Here is a 15890-nt window from a genome sequence, read left to right on the forward strand (position 1 = left end):
GTTTCTCACAGTGCACAGGAGACGCAGCCCTGCACTTCGGTGCCTTGCAGGGCCATCTGGCGCAGTCGAATGTAATAGAGCGTTTTGATACCTTTCTTCCAGGCGTATATCTGCGCTTTATTGATGTCGCGCGTGGTCACGTCGTCCCGGAAGAACAGGGTCAGTGACAGGCCCTGATCCACATGTCGGGTTGCCTCAGCGTAGGTATCAATAATGGCCTCCGGCCCAATCTGGTAGGCATCTTCATAGAACGCCAGATTGTCATTGGTCATGAAGGGGGCGGGATAGTATACGCGACCGGTTTTACCCTCTTTGCGGATCTCAATACGCGACACAATCGGATGAATACTGGAGGTGGCGTGATTGATGTAGGAGATCGATCCCGTGGGCGGGATAGCCTGCAGATTCTGATTGTATAAACCCGAGGTCATCACCGCTTCACGCAGCGCCAGCCAGTCTTCACGGCCGGGCAGCGTAATGCCCGCTTTGGCAAACAGGGCGGCAATACGGGCGGTGCGCGGCTGCCAGTCAGCGTTCAGATACTTGTCAAAGTAAGCGCCGGTGGCATAGGTCGAGGACTTAAAACCCTCGAAGGTTTGCTGGCGTGCTTTTGCCAGCTGATTCGAGGCGCGCAGCGCATAATAGGTCACACAGTAAAAATAGAGATTAGTGAAATCCAGTGCTTCCGGGGAACCATAGACGATGCCTTCCCGCGCCAGATAGCCATGCAGGTTCATCTGGCCCAGGCCGATCGCATGGGAACGCCGGTTACCTTCTGCAACGGAAGGCACGGACGCAATATCACTCATCTCTGATACCGCCGTCAGGGCGCGGATTGCCGTATCCACCGTCTGTGCAAGATTGCCCGAGTCCATCGCATGCGCGATATTCAGGGAACCCAGATTACAGGAAATGTCTTTTCCCACGCGGCGGTAGCTCAGGTCTTCATTAAACTCGCTGGCGCTGTTCACCTGCAAAATCTCTGAACAGAGGTTGCTCATATTAATGCGACCGGCAACAGGGTTATCGCGGTTGACGCTGTCCTCATACATGATGTAGGGATAACCCGATTCAAACTGAATTTCCGCCAGCGTCTGGAAGAAATCGCGCGGCTGAATATAGGTTTTACGAATGCGGTCATCCGCCAGCATCTCGTGATATTTCTCACTGACGCTGATATCACCAAACGCCTGACCGTAGATCCGCTCCACATCGTAGGGCGAGAACAGCGCCATCGGCTGATTCTCTTTGGCAAGCTGGAAGGTGATGTCCGGGATCACCACGCCCAGCGACAGGGTTTTAATGCGGATTTTCTCGTCGGCGTTTTCGCGCTTGGTATCCAGAAAACGTAAAATGTCAGGATGGTGAGCACTGAGCCAGACTGCGCCCGCTCCCTGACGTGCGCCCAACTGGTTAGCATAGGAGAACGCATCTTCCAGCATTTTCATGACCGGAATGACGCCGGAAGACTGGTTTTCAATGCGCTTAATCGGCGCACCGGCCTCCCGCAGGTTCGACAACAGGAACGCCACGCCGCCGCCGCGTTTGGACAGCTGCAGGGCGGAATTCACCGCCCGGCCAATCGATTCCATATTGTCTTCAATACGCAACAGGAAGCAGGAAACCAGCTCGCCGCGCTGTTGCTTGCCGCAGTTAAGGAACGTCGGCGTGGCAGGCTGAAAACGGCCACTGAGGATTTCCGCCAGTACTGCGCGTGCCAGGCTTTCGTCGCCCCGTGCCAGCGTCAGTGCCACCATGCAGGCACGCTGCGCAAAGGTTTCCAGGTAACGCTTGCCGTCAAATGTCTTCAGCGTGTAGCTGGTGTAGTACTTCCACGCGCCTAAAAAGGTTTTGAACTCAAAACCCCATGTGTCGGCTTCATCGTGCAGGGCACACAGGAAGTCAAAATCGTACTGATTCAGCACGTCCGCTTCATAGTAGCCTTCTGCAACCAGATAGCGCAGGCGCTCGGCTACGCTGGCAAAGTGCAGCGTATTGGGTTGCACGTGCTGAATAAGGAACTGTCGCGCCGCCTGCTGATCCTTTTCAAACTGAATACGGCCATCGGCGTCGTAAAGATTCAGCATGGCGTTCAGCGCATGGTAGTCCAGCGCAACGTTGTTCAGAGTGTCTGTTGTTGCCAAAATTGGGTTACTCCCGCTTTTACATTGGCGATATCGTCCGGCGTTCCCATCAGTTCAAACCGATACAGGTAGGGAACCTGGCATTTCTTAGCAATGATGTCGCCCGCCAGGCAGTAGCCTTCACCGAAGTTACGGTTACCGGCCGCGATCACGCCGCGCAGACCGCGACGATTGGCTTCATCATTAAGAAACTGAATCACCTGTCTGGGCACGGCGCCGCGATGACTGCCACCGCCATAGCTCGGCACCACCAGAATATAAGGCTGGTGAATATGCAGCGGTTGCTTGCTCTCAATCGGTATGCGGTGCGCGGGCAGGCCCAGACGGGTAATAAACCGATGGGTGTTTTCCGACTGGCTGGAAAAATAGACCAGTGGGAACATGTGACTACCCGCCGATGGTCGTGGTTTGGGTTAAACGGGCTATCTTGTCAGGACGAAAGCCACTCCAGTGATCGTCATGGGTCATCACCACGGGCACCTGGCGATAGCCCAGCGCTTTCAGGCTGTCGATTGCGTCCGGCTGGGTATCCAGATTGATCAGTTGGTAATCGATGCCGTGGCGATCCAGTGCATTCTTCGTGGCATTACACTGGACACAGTGGTTTTTAGTGTAAATAATAATGCGCATGATTCGTATTCCTCTTTCATTGCGGTCCTGCTGCGAATAACGACGTGTATTTCCCTGAATCAGGCTTCGTTCGTGCAAACATCTTGTGGGCTGACAATGAAATGAATACTAGATGTAGTATTTGTGGCGGTCAATAGCACCATATGTAGGGTTAATCGCGATTATCGCGGCAAGTCAGGCCTGGCGCGCTCTGCCACCCGAAAAATAAATTTGTAAAGCTGGTTGATTAAAAAACAGGCATAAAAAAACCCCGCTCAGTGAGCGAGGCGGATGATAACGGGGTGGAACAGCGTTAGCGGCGTGAAACCAGTAGTGCGCCCAGCACAATGCCGACGGCCGCGCCGATACCCACACCGTACCAGGGTTTGTCATGGACATACGCGTCGACCTGATAGCCGGCATCGCGGGCCACCTGCGTGACGCGGTTACCGCCGCCGTTCAGTTTTGCCCGGGTTTGCTTAAGCAGGGCTTCAGCCTGACTGCGCGCAGAATTGACTTCGTCTTTGGCCTCGCTGCCGTAAGACTTCAGCAGGGCTTCAAGTGAATCTGCCAACTCATTAACATCCTGATTGATATCAATGTCATCGTTTTTTTGCGTTCGATTAAACATTTTTGGCTCCCTTGTCATTAACACGTAATACTCAGTGTAGACCACGTTTTGCTTAACGAGGCGCGGGACGACCCTTTAGGGAAAATTCCGAATGCCCGTACAGCCACGCTGATGTAAGGTTGCGTGGCTTTTGAAGAGGAGAGGATCAAGCATGTATTTACGACCAGATGAGGTAGCGCGCGTCCTGGAAAAAGTGGGCTTTGAAGTCGATGAAATTACCCCCCGTGCGTACGGCTATCGTCGTGGCGACAACTATGTTTACGTCAATCGCGAAGCGCGCATGGGGCGCACGGCGCTGGTCATCCACCCCACGTTAAAAGAAAAAAGTCAGCCTTTCGCCGAACCGGCCTCAGAAATGAAAACCTGTGATCACTACACACAGTTCCCTCTCTACCTGGCCGGTGATACGCAGGAACACTACGGTATTCCGCACGGTTTCAGTTCGCGAATGGCGCTGGAACGCTACCTGCAAAGCGTGTTTGGCTAACGCATTCCGCCCCGTTATCACGGGGCGCCGATCCCGGCCTTTCTGGCACCTTACCGCTTCGCCCGTTGCATTTCGGCGCGACGACGCGTATAAATCTGCTGCATATAGATGTTTAGACGTCCATACGGATGAGGTTTATGAGCGAGCAGAATACGTCTTCGCAGGGTCAGTTCAAGCGAACCATGAAAGTACGCCACCTGGTGATGTTATCGCTGGGCGGCGTGATCGGTACGGGCCTGTTTTTTAACACCGGCTACATCATTTCCACGACAGGGGCCGCCGGTACGCTGCTGGCTTATCTGATTGGCGCGCTGGTGGTCTGGCTGGTCATGGCCTGCCTGGGTGAGTTGTCCGTGGCGATGCCCGAAACCGGCGCATTCCACGTCTATGCGGCCCGCTATCTGAGTCCGGCAACCGGCTATACCGTGGCCTGGCTCTACTGGCTGACCTGGACCGTCGCGCTGGGGTCCAGCCTGACGGCGGCAGGGTTCTGTATGCAGTACTGGTTTCCGCATGTGCCGGTCTGGATCTGGTGCCTGGTTTTCTGTATTGCCATCTATCTGCTGAACGTGATTTCTACCCGCTTCTTTGCGGAAGGGGAATTCTGGTTTTCCATCATCAAGGTCATCACCATTGTCGCCTTTATCGTCCTGGGCGGTGCAGCCATGTTCGGGTTTATTCCCATGAAGGACGGTACGCCAGCACCCGGCCTGAGCAATCTTACCGCGCACGGCTGGTTGCCTAACGGTGTGTTGCCGATCATCATGACCATGGTGGCGGTGAACTTTGCCTTTTCCGGCACTGAGTTAATCGGTATTGCCGCCGGTGAAACCGAAAACCCGCAAAAAGTCGTGCCGCTGGCTATTCGTACCACCGTTGCTCGTCTCATCCTGTTCTTTGTCGGCACCGTCTTCGTGCTGGCGGCGCTGATCCCGATGGATCAGGCCGGTATCGTCAAAAGCCCGTTTGTGCTGGTATTTGAGAAAATCGGTATTCCATGGGCGGCGGATATCATCAACTTTGTTATTCTCACGGCCATTCTGTCAGCGGCGAACTCGGGCCTGTATGCTTCGGGCCGGATGCTGTGGTCGCTGGCCAATGAAAACACCTTGCCGCGCGCCTTCGCCCGGGTAAATAAACGTGGCGTACCGCTGCTGGCTATCACCGTCAGCATGATTGGCGGGCTGCTGGCGCTGTTTTCCAGTGTGGTCGCGCCGGACACCGTATTTGTGGCGCTGTCTGCTATCTCTGGCTTTGCCGTCGTGGCGGTGTGGCTCAGCATCTGTGCATCGCACTATGTTTTCCGTCGCCGCCATGTGCAGCAGGGCAAAGCGCCAGCGGACCTGATTTACCGCGCGCCGCTCTATCCGTTTACGCCGATTCTGGGCTTTTTACTCTGCCTGCTGGCCTGTGCCGGGCTGGCGTTTGATCCCTCACAGCGCATTGCCCTGTGGTGCGGAATTCCGTTTGTGCTGTTTTGCTATGGCGCTTACCATGTGACCCACAAAAAATCACAGGCTAAGGAGGCCAGAGATGTCGCGTAATCCTGTATCACACGCACTGCAGCAGTCTGCTCCGTTGATTCTGGATGGGGCGCTGGCGACTGAGCTGGAAACCCGGGGCTGCGATCTGACGGATGCGTTGTGGTCCGCGAAAGTGCTGATGGAAAATCCTGAGCTGATTTACCAGGTGCACTATGACTATTTTGCTGCTGGCGCGCGCTGCGCGATTACTGCCAGCTATCAGGCGACGCCACAAGGCTTTGCGGCACGCGGTTTGAACGAACAGCAGTCGCTGGCGCTGATCGCACAAAGCGTCGAACTGGCTCAACGTGCCCGCGCAGATTACCTGGCGACGCAGACAGACGACAGGATATTGCTGGTAGCAGGCTCGGTGGGCCCTTATGGCGCGTTTCTGGCGGACGGGTCGGAATATCGCGGCGACTATACGTTGCCCGAAGCCGAGATGATGGCGTTTCATCGCCCCCGGATAGCTGCCTTGCTGGCAGCGGGCGTGGATGTGCTGGCCTGTGAAACCCTGCCTTCGTTTGCCGAAGCGCAGACACTGGTCAACCTGCTGCGCGAATTCCCTGACAGCTGTGCCTGGTTCTCCTTTACGCTGCGTGATGCGGAACACCTCAGCGATGGCACGCCGCTGCGTGACGTTGCGGCCTACCTGAATGCGCAGCCGCAGGTTATTGCCGTGGGGATCAACTGCATCGCGCTGGACAGTGTCACACCCGCTCTGCAGCAGCTTCAGCGCCTGACAGAGAAGCCCCTGGTGGTGTATCCCAATTCGGGTGAGCAGTACGATGCCAACAGCAAAAGCTGGCACTCCGCGCCCTCAGGTTGCACGCTGCATGACAAATTTGCCGAATGGCAGCAGGCCGGCGCCCGACTGATTGGCGGCTGCTGCCGCACCTCGCCCCGTGACATCGCGGCGATTGCCCGCCATTGTCAACCGCAATAAAGCAGCAGAATCGGGCGATGATAGCCCGATTGAGAAGGATGAAAAGGTGGGAAGGGCGGTTTACACTGTGCTTCCTGACTTTTATCGGATCCTGCCATGAAACAGCACATTCTGGCTCTCGCTGCCGCGATGCTACTGAGCGGTTGCGCCACCATTGTTGGCAACGAAACCCAATCGGTTCTGATCGATTCGCAGCCGCCCGGCGCGCGTTTTACCGTACAGGATGAAACTGGTCGTCCGGTTGCGGAAGGCTATACGCCAAAAACCGTCATCCTGGAAAAATCCACCCATCGCTATTTTGGTAAAAAGCACTATTTGCTGATGCTGGAAAGTCCGGGCTATGTGCCCGTCACGGTGCCGATCGAAGCCCGTGCCAACCTGTGGTACCTGCTGGGGAATATTCCACTGCTGGGCTTCCCCGGCTGGCTGCTGGTCGATCCGTTCTACGGGGGCATGTATAACCTGGAGCCCGAGCATCCAAAGCCTTACATGAACCCGGTCGGCGCACGCGGCTGATTACTGGGCGGTAGGTTTTACCATACCGCCCGGTGCTTTATGGCGTTCCAGATACTGATGCTGGAAAATGCACATACGGATGGTGTTGCGGTATTCGCCATTGATAAAGAATTCGTGTTTAAGCACGCCTTCAATCTCAAAGCCCAGTTTGCTGTAGATGTGGATGGCTTTCTCATTTTCCTGATCGACGATCAGGTAGAGCTTATACAGATTCAGCACGGAAAAACCGTAATCCATCGCCAGCTTCGCCGCCTGGGTGGCCAGACCTTTGCCCTGATGCGCCGGATCAATGATGATCTGAAATTCAGCGCGGCGGTGAACATGGTTAATCTCCACTAACTCCACCAGCCCCGCTTTTTGCCCCTCATGCTCAACCACGAAGCGCCGTTCGGTCTGATCGTGAATGTGCTTATCGTACAGATCGGACAATTCCACGAAGGCTTCATACGGCTCTTCGAACCAGTAGCGCATGACGCTGGCGTTGTTATCCAGCTGATGCACAAAGTGAAGATCTTCTCGTTCCAGTGGGCGAAGTCGGATGCTCATGGTTTTTCCTTGCATCAGGCTGAGGCGGCAATCTGCTCAACGATCCGTCCCTGCGCCATCCGGACGGCACGGTCACACATGTGATCAATCACATCGGGATCGTGGCTGACCAGCACCATCGTCAGACCATCCTGACGCTTAAGATCGTTAAGCAGATTGAGAATCTCAGCCTGGATTGACATATCCAGTGCCGATGTTGGCTCATCCAGCAGCAGTATTTTGGGCTGAAGCAACAGGGCGCGCACGATAGCCACACGCTGGCGCTGACCGCCGGACAACTGATGAGGATAGCGATCGGCCAGCGACGGATCCAGCCCCACATGGCGAAATCCCTCATGAATACGATCGTCGATGTTGTCCCGTTTCAGCAGGTTGAGCGGCTCGGACAGCGTACGGCGCAGGCGATGGCGGGGATGCAGGGAGGCATAGGGATCCTGAAACACCATCTGCACCTCCTGACGCAGCGCGCCGGTAAAGTTTTTGCCCGGCAGAACTTTGTGCCCTGCCAGTTGCATGTCCCCCTGCCAGTGCGGATTCAGTCCGGCCATCACCCACAGCAGCGATGACTTGCCGCAGCCAGACGGGCCGACCAGACCAAAACACTCGCCCGCGTTAACCTGCAGGTTAACGTCGTGTACGACGGTACGCAGATCGTAACCCTGTTTGTGTGACACGCTCAGGTGTTGCAGATTAATCATGGTGAGCCTCCAGCGCTGCGCGGTCCAGCACCGGTAGTGGTTGTCCGTGCGTGGCTTTACTGGGGCGGCAGGACCACAGCGTGCGAGTGTAGGGATGGGTTGCGCGCGGCAAATCCGCCGCAGGCAGCGTATCCAGCACGCGACCTTTGTACATTACCATCACGCGCTCGCAGTGCTCTGAGACCTGTTGCAGATCATGGCTAATTAGCAGCAGGCCCATGTTGCGGGACTCCACCAGCTCACGAATCAGCGACAGCACCTGATCGCGCATGGCGTGATCCAGTGCGGATGTCGGCTCGTCGGCAATCAAAAAGGCCGGATCGGTAATCAGGGCGATGGCCAGCATCACGCGTTGTCCCATCCCGCCGGACAGCTGATGCGGATAAACCTGCATCAACTGGCGCGGATTAGGCAGGCCGACGGCATCCAGCATGTCGCACACCTTTTCTTTGCGCGCTGCGCGGCTCAGGCGACGGTGCAGAATCAGCGGCTCTTCCACCTGCCAGCCGATCGTCCGTGATGGATTCAGCGCATATTTGGGGTCCTGCATGACCATGGCCACGCGCTCGCCCCGCAGCTTACTCCAGCCGCGCTCGTTCAGGGCCAGGGCATTTTCACCCGCGACCTGAAGCTGGCTGGCCTGCAGATGCAGGGCAGGGGACAGTAAGCCCATTAACGTCCGGGCGGTCAGCGATTTACCCGAACCGGATTCACCAACCAGCGCCACGCGCTCCCGCCCGATGGAGAAACTGATATTGTCGACCAGCGTCGCCGCCTCGCTGCGGATGCTGAGTGACTCCACAAGAATGTTATTTTGCATGTCGGGTATCCAGTCGGTCACGCAGGCCATCGCCTGTCAGGTTAAACGCCAGGCTGGCAAACAGAATGGCCGCGCCGGGAGCCGCCGCCACCCACCACTGGTCAAAGATCACCTTACTGCCTTCCGCAACCATTGAACCCCACTCGGCGGTAGGCGGTTGCACGCCCATGCCCAGAAAGCCCAGTCCGGCAGCGGCCAGGATAATCCCGCCCAGGCTCAGCGCCGCGCGCACCACGGCGGTGGGCAGGCACAGCGGCAGAATATGGCCGAACATCAGGCGAAAGCCGGTAATGCCTTGCATACGGGCGGCGGCCAGATAGTCACTGCGCCGCAGCGCCAGGGTTTCGGCGCGCGCCTGACGGGCAAACGGCGGCCAACTGGTCAGCGCCAGCGCCAGCGCACCGTTCATCAGGCCCGGTCCCATAATGGAAACCAGCGCCAGGGCAATCACCAGGTTTGGCAGTGAAAGAAAAATATCAGTGATGCGCATTAAGACGCGCTCGGTCCAGCCGCCCGTATAGCCGGCGGTAATGCCCACCAGCAGGCCCACCGGGATAGTGAGGATCAGAATCAGTGATACCAGCAGCAGCGTCGGACGTGCGCCATAGATCACCCGTGAGAGCAGGTCGCGGCCAAAGCCATCGGTGCCAAACCAGTGTGCAGCCGAAGGCGGCAGCAGGCGGCTGGAGATGGTTTGCAGATTGGGATCGTAAGGCGCGATGAACGGTGCCAGCACTGCCATCAGAATGACAATCGCCACCAGCGTTAACCCGATGGTTAACGAGGTGATGCGTCGGCGGCTGCGTCGTGGTCGCACCGTTTCAAGTTCAGTAAGTTGTTGCGTCATCGTGTTCTCGGATCGGTTAACCAGGTGAGGGCGTCCGCCAGCGTATTGATCATAATAAAACAGCTTCCAATCAACAGAGTAGCCCCCAGAATGGCTGGCACATCGCCAGAGAAGAGCGCATTGGTCATATAGCGCCCTACGCCAGGCCAGGCAAACACGGTTTCTGTCAGCACCGAGCCTTCCAGCAGCGTGGCGTAGGACAGCGCAATCACGGTAATGAGCGTACCCAGCACGTTCGGGAAGATATGGCGCAGCAGAATCCGCACCCGGCCCGCGCCTTTTGCCCGCGCCAGCACCACGTACTCTTTACTGCTCTCTTCCAGCAGCGCCGCGCGCAGCAAACGGGTAATGCCCGCCATCGCCAGCAGGCCCAAAATCACCACCGGCAACCAGAGATGGGCCACCGCATTCCAGAAAATTTCCCGGTCGCCCGACAGCCAGCTGTCAATCAGCACAAAGCCGGTTTTCGGCTCCAGCGTATAGGCCCAGATATCATCCAGCCGTCCCGGTCCGGCAGACCAGTGCAGCACCGCATAAAACAGCAATAAGCCCAGCAGGCCCAGCCAGAAGACCGGCACGGAGTAACCCAACAGAGAGATAAAGCGTGCCACGTTATCGATCAGGCTGCCGGGTTTCCAGGCGGCCAGCAACGCCAGTGAAACGCCAAAGATCACGGCAAAAATCATTGCGCAGGTGGCCAGCTCAATGGTGGCCGGAAACGTCTGCAACAGGTCGCTGCTGACGGGCTGATTCGTCAGACGGGAAACGCCGAGATCGCCGCGCATCAGATGCGCAATGTAGTGCCAGAACTGCATCAGTACCGGCTGATCCAGCCCGAGATCGTGACGAACCTGCGCATAGGTCGCTTCACTGGCATGATCGCCCGCGATTTGCTGTACCGGATCGATCGGCGAGAGATGCGACAGCATAAAGGTAAACGCCAGCAATCCTGACAGGGTGATTACCAGTGACAGTAAGCCTGATGAAAGGCGGCCAGCGCGCCGCCAAAAATGCCGGGCGGACCCGGCAGAAGAGGCAGAGTGTGCCATTACTTAGTAACCTGCGAATAGTAAACCATGTCCGGGTTAATGCCCTGAACGTAGCCTTTAAGGTTATCGCGCAGGGCGATAAGGTTTTTCGCCTGCAATCCAATAACATAAGGCGAGCTTTTCAGCACTTCACGTTGCATCGCCTGGTAAAGTTCAACGCGTTTTTTCGGATCGCTTTCCGCGGTTGCAGCCAGCACCTGCTTATTCAGCTCGGGAATATGCCAGTCAGAACGGTAAGCAATCGTCTTGCTGCCATCTTCCGGGTTGTAGGCGAACGACGAGGCGTTGGTATTCGGATCAAAGTAGTCTGCGCCCCAGGCGTTGATCGTGCCTTCGTAGTTATGCGCTTTGACGCGGGTAGAAACTTCAGAGCTCAGTCCCGGCAACACTTCCACTTTTACGCCGCCTTTAGCAAAGCTGCCCTGCAGGGCCTGGGCAATATCCAGATACGGGGGCTGATTGCTGGTGGACAGGGTAAAGCTGACATTCGTCAGGCCGGCTTTTTTCAGGATCGCTTTCGCTTTTTCCGGATCGTAACTGTACGGGTTGTCGTTTAAGGCACCCAGAAAACCTTTCGGCAGAAACGTCTGGTGCACATCGAACTGCCCTTTCAGCAGCTGTCCGGCAATGCCTTTATAGTCGAACAGGTAGCGTGCCGCTTCCCAGAAGGCCGGGTTTTTTAACGCCGGGTTGTTTTTGTTGCCGATGTTGAACTGGATGTAATACAGCGAGGCCATCGGAATCGCGTCGGTTTTCACACCGCTTTTGCCCTGCAGCGAGGCAATCTGGTCTGCCCCCAGGTTACGGGCGATGTCAGCGTCGCCTTGCTCAAGCAGCAACCGGCGGGCCGCCGGTTCCGGCACATTTTTGATCAGAATATTTTTAATCTTCGGCGCGCCGGCCGGTGACGTCGGGTTGGCGGTCAGGATGACGGCCTGATGCATCACCACTTTACGAATCTGGTAAGGGCCGCTACCGGCAGAGTTGGTGGCCAGCCAGCCGTTACCGAAATCGCCTTTTTCGGCGTGCGCGCTGACAGTTTTTTCATCGACGATGGAGGAAACCGGTGCGGACAGCAGGCTAAGAACGTAAGCCGGGCTGACGTTCGCCGTCCAGCTAATCTGCACATGGTTGTCATCAACCTTTTTCAGGAAGCCATCCACATTATCTTTGTTCCAGCCGAGCTGGGTCAGAATAAAGGAAGGATCCAGATTCAGTTTCACCACGCGTCCCAGCGAGAAGATCACATCTTCCGGGCGCAGGGGATTGCCGCTGGCGAATTTGGCGTCTTTACGCAATGCAAACGTCAGGCTGCGGTTATCGCTACCTGGCTGCCAGGATGTCGCCAGGGTCGGTTTTAAATCTGTGGGGTTTTGTGGATCCGACTGCACCAGGCGCTGATAAATGTTGGTAAACGCTTGCACGCTGGTCAGTTCAAACCCTTTCGCCGGATCAAAGCTGTCTGCATCGTCTGTTGACTGTACGACGACCAGGGTATCTTTTGGTGTGGCGGCGTTAACGCTGAATGCGGTGGCCAGTGACAAGGCCAGTAATGATGGAATTATTTTTTTCATGGAAAATCCTTGCCTGAGAAAGTAACGCGAGTGTACGAAAGGGCTCATGCAAAGAATAGTCGATTATGGGCTAATGATATGCAAAAAAGTTATAACAAATGCAGCGCGGTTATAAGGCTGGTCAGGCGGGCATACTGAAGTCACAACGGTTAATAAACGAAACCGGGATTGAACCGTTATTTTTCTTTACCCGAACGGGGCTGGGATTATACTAAGCGAAAATAGTCGCAGGAGTCATACTTTGGATAGTCACCCTAAATACGTTATTACTCCGGCAAGCTAACTGCATTTCGCTGCTTGCCACCTGGCGGGCAGCAATCTTCTCTGTACGATCCGATTGCTCTCCCTGAAATACACGCTGTAGTCACTGCGAGAGCGCATTATGTTTATGTATATTCAGGCCCTTTTTCCTCCGCCTCGACAGGCGTAGCCGCGGGCTGCGCACCCTTTCTCATACAGTCATTTTTTATGCGTTTATTTCGCCAGGTCCGGTATTGCGCGGTATTTTTATTTTTCTGCGCGGCGGACGTGCGCGCTTATTTATTAAAAACTGACTGAACCTCTTTACCGGAAATAACCGGAAATACAGGCATGCTTTATTTCGCATGCAGGGTATCTGTTGCTTTAAATCAGGGAGATGTCGACATGAGCGACATGAAACTCGAACACGCCGCGATGATTCACAACCGCCAGCGTGCACTTAAAAAAACCAAAACGCCCTTTGCCATTGAACGCGAAGCACGCAATCGCACCGATGTCACGCTGAGCAACCTCCACAGCAGCTATGAGGGCCTGACGCACACGGAAGCCCGAGCGCGATTGGGTGATTATGGCCGCAATGAGGTGGTGCATGAAAAAGCGCCTTCCGCGTTTGTCCAGCTGATCCTGGCCTTTAACAATCCGTTCATCTATGTGCTGATGGTGCTGGCACTGGTCAGCTGGGTAACCGATTACTGGCTACCGCTGCGGGCCGGTCAGGACACCGATCTGTCTGGCGTGATCATCATACTTACCATGGTAACGCTCAGTGGACTGCTGCGTTTCTGGCAGGAGTTCCGTACCAACCGCGCCGCGCAGGCTTTAAAGTCGCTGGTTCGCACGCAGGTTACCGTACTGCGTCGTGAAGAAGGCAGCACGACTGGCCGCCGTCACGATATCGATATGCGTGAACTGGTGCCCGGCGATGTGATTTTATTGAGTGCGGGCGATCTGGTGCCGGCCGACGTGCGCTTGCTGGCCTCGCGCGACCTGTTTATCAGCCAGGCGATCCTGACCGGTGAATCGCTGCCCGTTGAGAAAAACGATCTCAGCGCAGGTGAAGAGATCGCAGAGCAGCCCGGTCGCAGCGTACTGGAGCTCAGAAACAGCTGTCTGATGGGGACCAATGTCGCCAGCGGCACGGCTCGCGCACTGGTCGTCGCCACCGGCAGTGAAACCTGGTTTGGTTCGCTGGCGGCCTCGCTCTCAGGTCGTCGTCCGCAGACCGCGTTTGACCGTGGCGTAAACAGCGTGTCCAGACTGCTGATCCGCTTCATGCTGGTGATGGTGCCGATTGTCTTACTGATCAACGGCTTTACTAAAGGCGACTGGATGGACGCCACCTTGTTCGCGTTGGCGGTTGCCGTCGGTCTGACCCCCGAAATGCTGCCGATGATCGTCAGTGCCAATCTGGCCAAAGGCGCGATTGCGATGTCACGGCGCAAAGTCATCGTTAAACGGCTGAACGCGATTCAAAACCTCGGTGCAATGGATGTGCTGTGTACCGATAAAACCGGCACGCTGACGCAGGACAACATTTTTTTGTCGGCACACCTGAACGGGGAAGGCGTAGAGGATGCGCGCGTATTGCTGCTGGCCTGGCTCAACAGCAGCAGCCAGAGCGGGGCAAAAAATTTGATGGACCGCGCGGTACTGAAATTTGGAGAGCAAACCCTGTCTGCGGCCCAGTGCAGCCAGTTTCAGAAGGTGGATGAGCTGCCTTTTGACTTCGTCCGCCGCCGTGTCTCTGTGGTGGTGGAAGATCTGCAAACGCACCGTCCACTGTTAATCTGCAAAGGGGCGGTCGAGGAAATGCTGGCTGCTGCGACCACACTACGTCAGGGCGAGTCGGTCATTCCGCTGTGCGAACAGAAACGCGTCGAACTGTTGAACCTGACGCAGCATTATAATCAGCAAGGCTTTCGCGTCCTCCTGGTGGCAACCCGTGAGCACGGCATAGCGCTGCCACTCAGCAGCAATGATGAGTGCGAGCTGACCATTGAAGGGATGCTGACCTTTCTGGATCCGCCTAAGGAGAGCGCGGGCAAAGCGATTCAGGCGCTGAAAGACAGTGGCGTGAAGGTCAAAGTGCTGACAGGCGACAATCCGCTGGTGACGTTGCGCGTCTGTCAGGAAGTGGGGCTGGCTTCTGAAGCCATGCTGACCGGCAATGAGATTGATGACATGAGCGACGCGGTGCTGCGCACGGAAGTGGAGCGCTGCATGATTTTCACCCGGCTGACGCCGCAGCAAAAGTCACGCGTGCTTAAACTGCTGCAGCAGAATGGTCATACCGTCGGTTTCCTCGGCGATGGCATCAACGATGCGCCTGCGCTGCGCGAGGCCGATGTGGGGATCTCTGTCGATACGGCGACGGACATTGCCAAAGAGTCGTCGGACATTATCTTGCTGGAAAAAGATTTGGCCGTGCTGGGCGAAGGTGTGCTCAAAGGGCGCGAAACCTTCGGCAATATCATCAAGTATCTGAACATGACGGCCAGCTCGAATTTCGGCAACGTGTTCTCCGTACTGATTGCCAGCGCATTTATTCCTTTTCTGCCCATGCTGTCTATCCAGTTGCTGATTCAGAACCTGATGTATGACATCTCTCAACTGGCTCTGCCCTGGGACAAGATGGATCGCGAGTTTTTACGTAAACCGCGTAAGTGGGATGCCGGTAACATTAAGCGCTTTATGCTGTGGATGGGGCCAACATCGTCTATTTTCGATGTCACGACCTTTGCGCTGATGTGGTACGTCTTCGGGGCAAATCATGAAAGCGCCCAGTCGCTTTTCCAGTCTGGCTGGTTTGTGGAAGGGTTATTGTCTCAAACGCTGGTGGTGCATATGTTGCGGACGCAGAAAATTCCCTTTATTCAAAGCTGCGCCCGGCTGCCGGTGCTGCTGACCACGATGGGTATCTGTGCGGCGGGTATCCTGCTGCCGTTCTCTTCGCTGGGTACGCTGGTGGGATTAGTTCCGCTGCCCTGGCACTATTTCCCCTGGCTGGTGCTCACCCTGTTTAGCTACTGTCTGGTGGCGCAGGGAATGAAGATGGCGTACATCAAACGCTTTGGCCGCTGGTATTAAATGCTTCAGCCGTAAAAACATCGCCGGTCAATGCCACAAGGTGAGGGTGGCATTGACCGGTTTTCCCTCTGTGCGCATCTGCACGGCCCGTCTTCGTGAACTTGTGCTATATCATTGCAAAAAACGTGATGTCGATAACGTAGACGAACCTT

The 15890-nt window shown here is 56.0% G+C and carries 15 protein-coding genes; 5 read left to right on the plus strand and 10 right to left on the minus strand.

Annotated elements, in window-relative coordinates; translation table 11 throughout:
• Nucleotides 1-5 precede the first annotated feature (5 nt).
• The 4 genes from nrdE to C1N59_RS05035 form a co-directional block, all read right to left on the minus strand.
• Nucleotides 6-2144 (minus strand): class 1b ribonucleoside-diphosphate reductase subunit alpha, encoded by a 2139-nt coding sequence (gene nrdE, locus C1N59_RS05020; RefSeq protein ID WP_394550380.1) that lies wholly within the window; start codon nucleotides 2142-2144, stop codon nucleotides 6-8.
• Complete coding sequence (gene nrdI, locus C1N59_RS05025) at nucleotides 2123-2527, minus strand: class Ib ribonucleoside-diphosphate reductase assembly flavoprotein NrdI (protein ID WP_006120681.1); 405 nt, start codon at nucleotides 2525-2527, stop codon at nucleotides 2123-2125. The genes nrdE and nrdI overlap by 22 nt, the downstream gene beginning before the upstream one ends.
• 4 nt (nucleotides 2528-2531) lie before the next feature.
• Entirely contained in the window at nucleotides 2532-2774 is a 243-nt protein-coding gene (locus C1N59_RS05030) for a redoxin NrdH (RefSeq protein WP_006120680.1), read from the minus strand.
• A gap of 292 nt (nucleotides 2775-3066) precedes the next feature.
• A complete protein-coding gene (locus tag C1N59_RS05035) occupies nucleotides 3067-3384 on the minus strand; it encodes a DUF883 family protein (protein ID WP_033739441.1) in 318 nt (105 codons plus the stop codon).
• Between the two features lie 151 nt (nucleotides 3385-3535).
• On the opposite strand from C1N59_RS05035, the gene C1N59_RS05040 reads away from it, so the two are divergent.
• The 4 genes from C1N59_RS05040 to C1N59_RS05055 all read left to right on the plus strand — a co-directional run bounded on the left by C1N59_RS05040 (nucleotide 3536) and on the right by C1N59_RS05055 (nucleotide 6856).
• The gene (locus C1N59_RS05040) at nucleotides 3536-3871 is read left to right on the plus strand and encodes a DUF2002 family protein (RefSeq protein WP_006120678.1); all 336 of its coding nucleotides are present in this window, start codon (nucleotides 3536-3538) and stop codon (nucleotides 3869-3871) included.
• Between the two features lie 137 nt (nucleotides 3872-4008).
• Entirely contained in the window at nucleotides 4009-5415 is a 1407-nt protein-coding gene (gene mmuP, locus C1N59_RS05045; protein ID WP_006120677.1) for an S-methylmethionine permease, read from the plus strand.
• The gene (mmuM, locus tag C1N59_RS05050) at nucleotides 5405-6340 is read left to right on the plus strand and encodes a homocysteine S-methyltransferase (RefSeq protein ID WP_205955601.1); all 936 of its coding nucleotides are present in this window, start codon (nucleotides 5405-5407) and stop codon (nucleotides 6338-6340) included. The genes mmuP and mmuM overlap by 11 nt, the downstream gene beginning before the upstream one ends.
• 96 nt (nucleotides 6341-6436) lie before the next feature.
• Entirely contained in the window at nucleotides 6437-6856 is a 420-nt protein-coding gene (locus C1N59_RS05055) for a hypothetical protein (protein ID WP_006120675.1), read from the plus strand.
• Here C1N59_RS05055 and speG read toward each other — a convergent pair whose 3' ends face one another.
• Genes speG through C1N59_RS05085 form a run of 6 tightly spaced genes read right to left on the minus strand, consistent with a single transcriptional unit; the run spans nucleotide 6857 to nucleotide 12390 of the window.
• Nucleotides 6857-7402 (minus strand): spermidine N1-acetyltransferase, encoded by a 546-nt coding sequence (gene speG / locus C1N59_RS05060; RefSeq protein WP_006120674.1) that lies wholly within the window; start codon nucleotides 7400-7402, stop codon nucleotides 6857-6859. It abuts the gene before it with no gap.
• A gap of 14 nt (nucleotides 7403-7416) precedes the next feature.
• Nucleotides 7417-8100: an ABC transporter ATP-binding protein gene (locus C1N59_RS05065; RefSeq protein WP_394550381.1), complete on the minus strand. Its 684-nt coding sequence runs from the start codon at nucleotides 8098-8100 to the stop codon at nucleotides 7417-7419.
• Nucleotides 8093-8920, minus strand: coding sequence for an ABC transporter ATP-binding protein (locus tag C1N59_RS05070; protein ID WP_033739435.1), 828 nt, complete (start codon nucleotides 8918-8920; stop codon nucleotides 8093-8095). Before C1N59_RS05070 ends, C1N59_RS05065 begins: the two co-directional genes overlap by 8 nt.
• Entirely contained in the window at nucleotides 8910-9767 is an 858-nt protein-coding gene (locus C1N59_RS05075; protein ID WP_262959391.1) for an ABC transporter permease, read from the minus strand. The genes C1N59_RS05070 and C1N59_RS05075 overlap by 11 nt, the downstream gene beginning before the upstream one ends.
• Nucleotides 9764-10816 (minus strand): ABC transporter permease, encoded by a 1053-nt coding sequence (locus C1N59_RS05080; protein ID WP_394550382.1) that lies wholly within the window; start codon nucleotides 10814-10816, stop codon nucleotides 9764-9766. Before C1N59_RS05080 ends, C1N59_RS05075 begins: the two co-directional genes overlap by 4 nt.
• Nucleotides 10816-12390: an ABC transporter substrate-binding protein gene (locus tag C1N59_RS05085; protein ID WP_033739429.1), complete on the minus strand. Its 1575-nt coding sequence runs from the start codon at nucleotides 12388-12390 to the stop codon at nucleotides 10816-10818. Before C1N59_RS05085 ends, C1N59_RS05080 begins: the two co-directional genes overlap by 1 nt.
• 645 nt (nucleotides 12391-13035) lie before the next feature.
• On the opposite strand from C1N59_RS05085, the gene mgtA reads away from it, so the two are divergent.
• Nucleotides 13036-15738: a magnesium-translocating P-type ATPase gene (mgtA, locus tag C1N59_RS05090; RefSeq protein ID WP_283785976.1), complete on the plus strand. Its 2703-nt coding sequence runs from the start codon at nucleotides 13036-13038 to the stop codon at nucleotides 15736-15738.
• Nucleotides 15739-15890: the final 152 nt, after the last annotated feature.

This window comes from Pantoea sp. SGAir0183 (genome assembly GCF_043545505.1).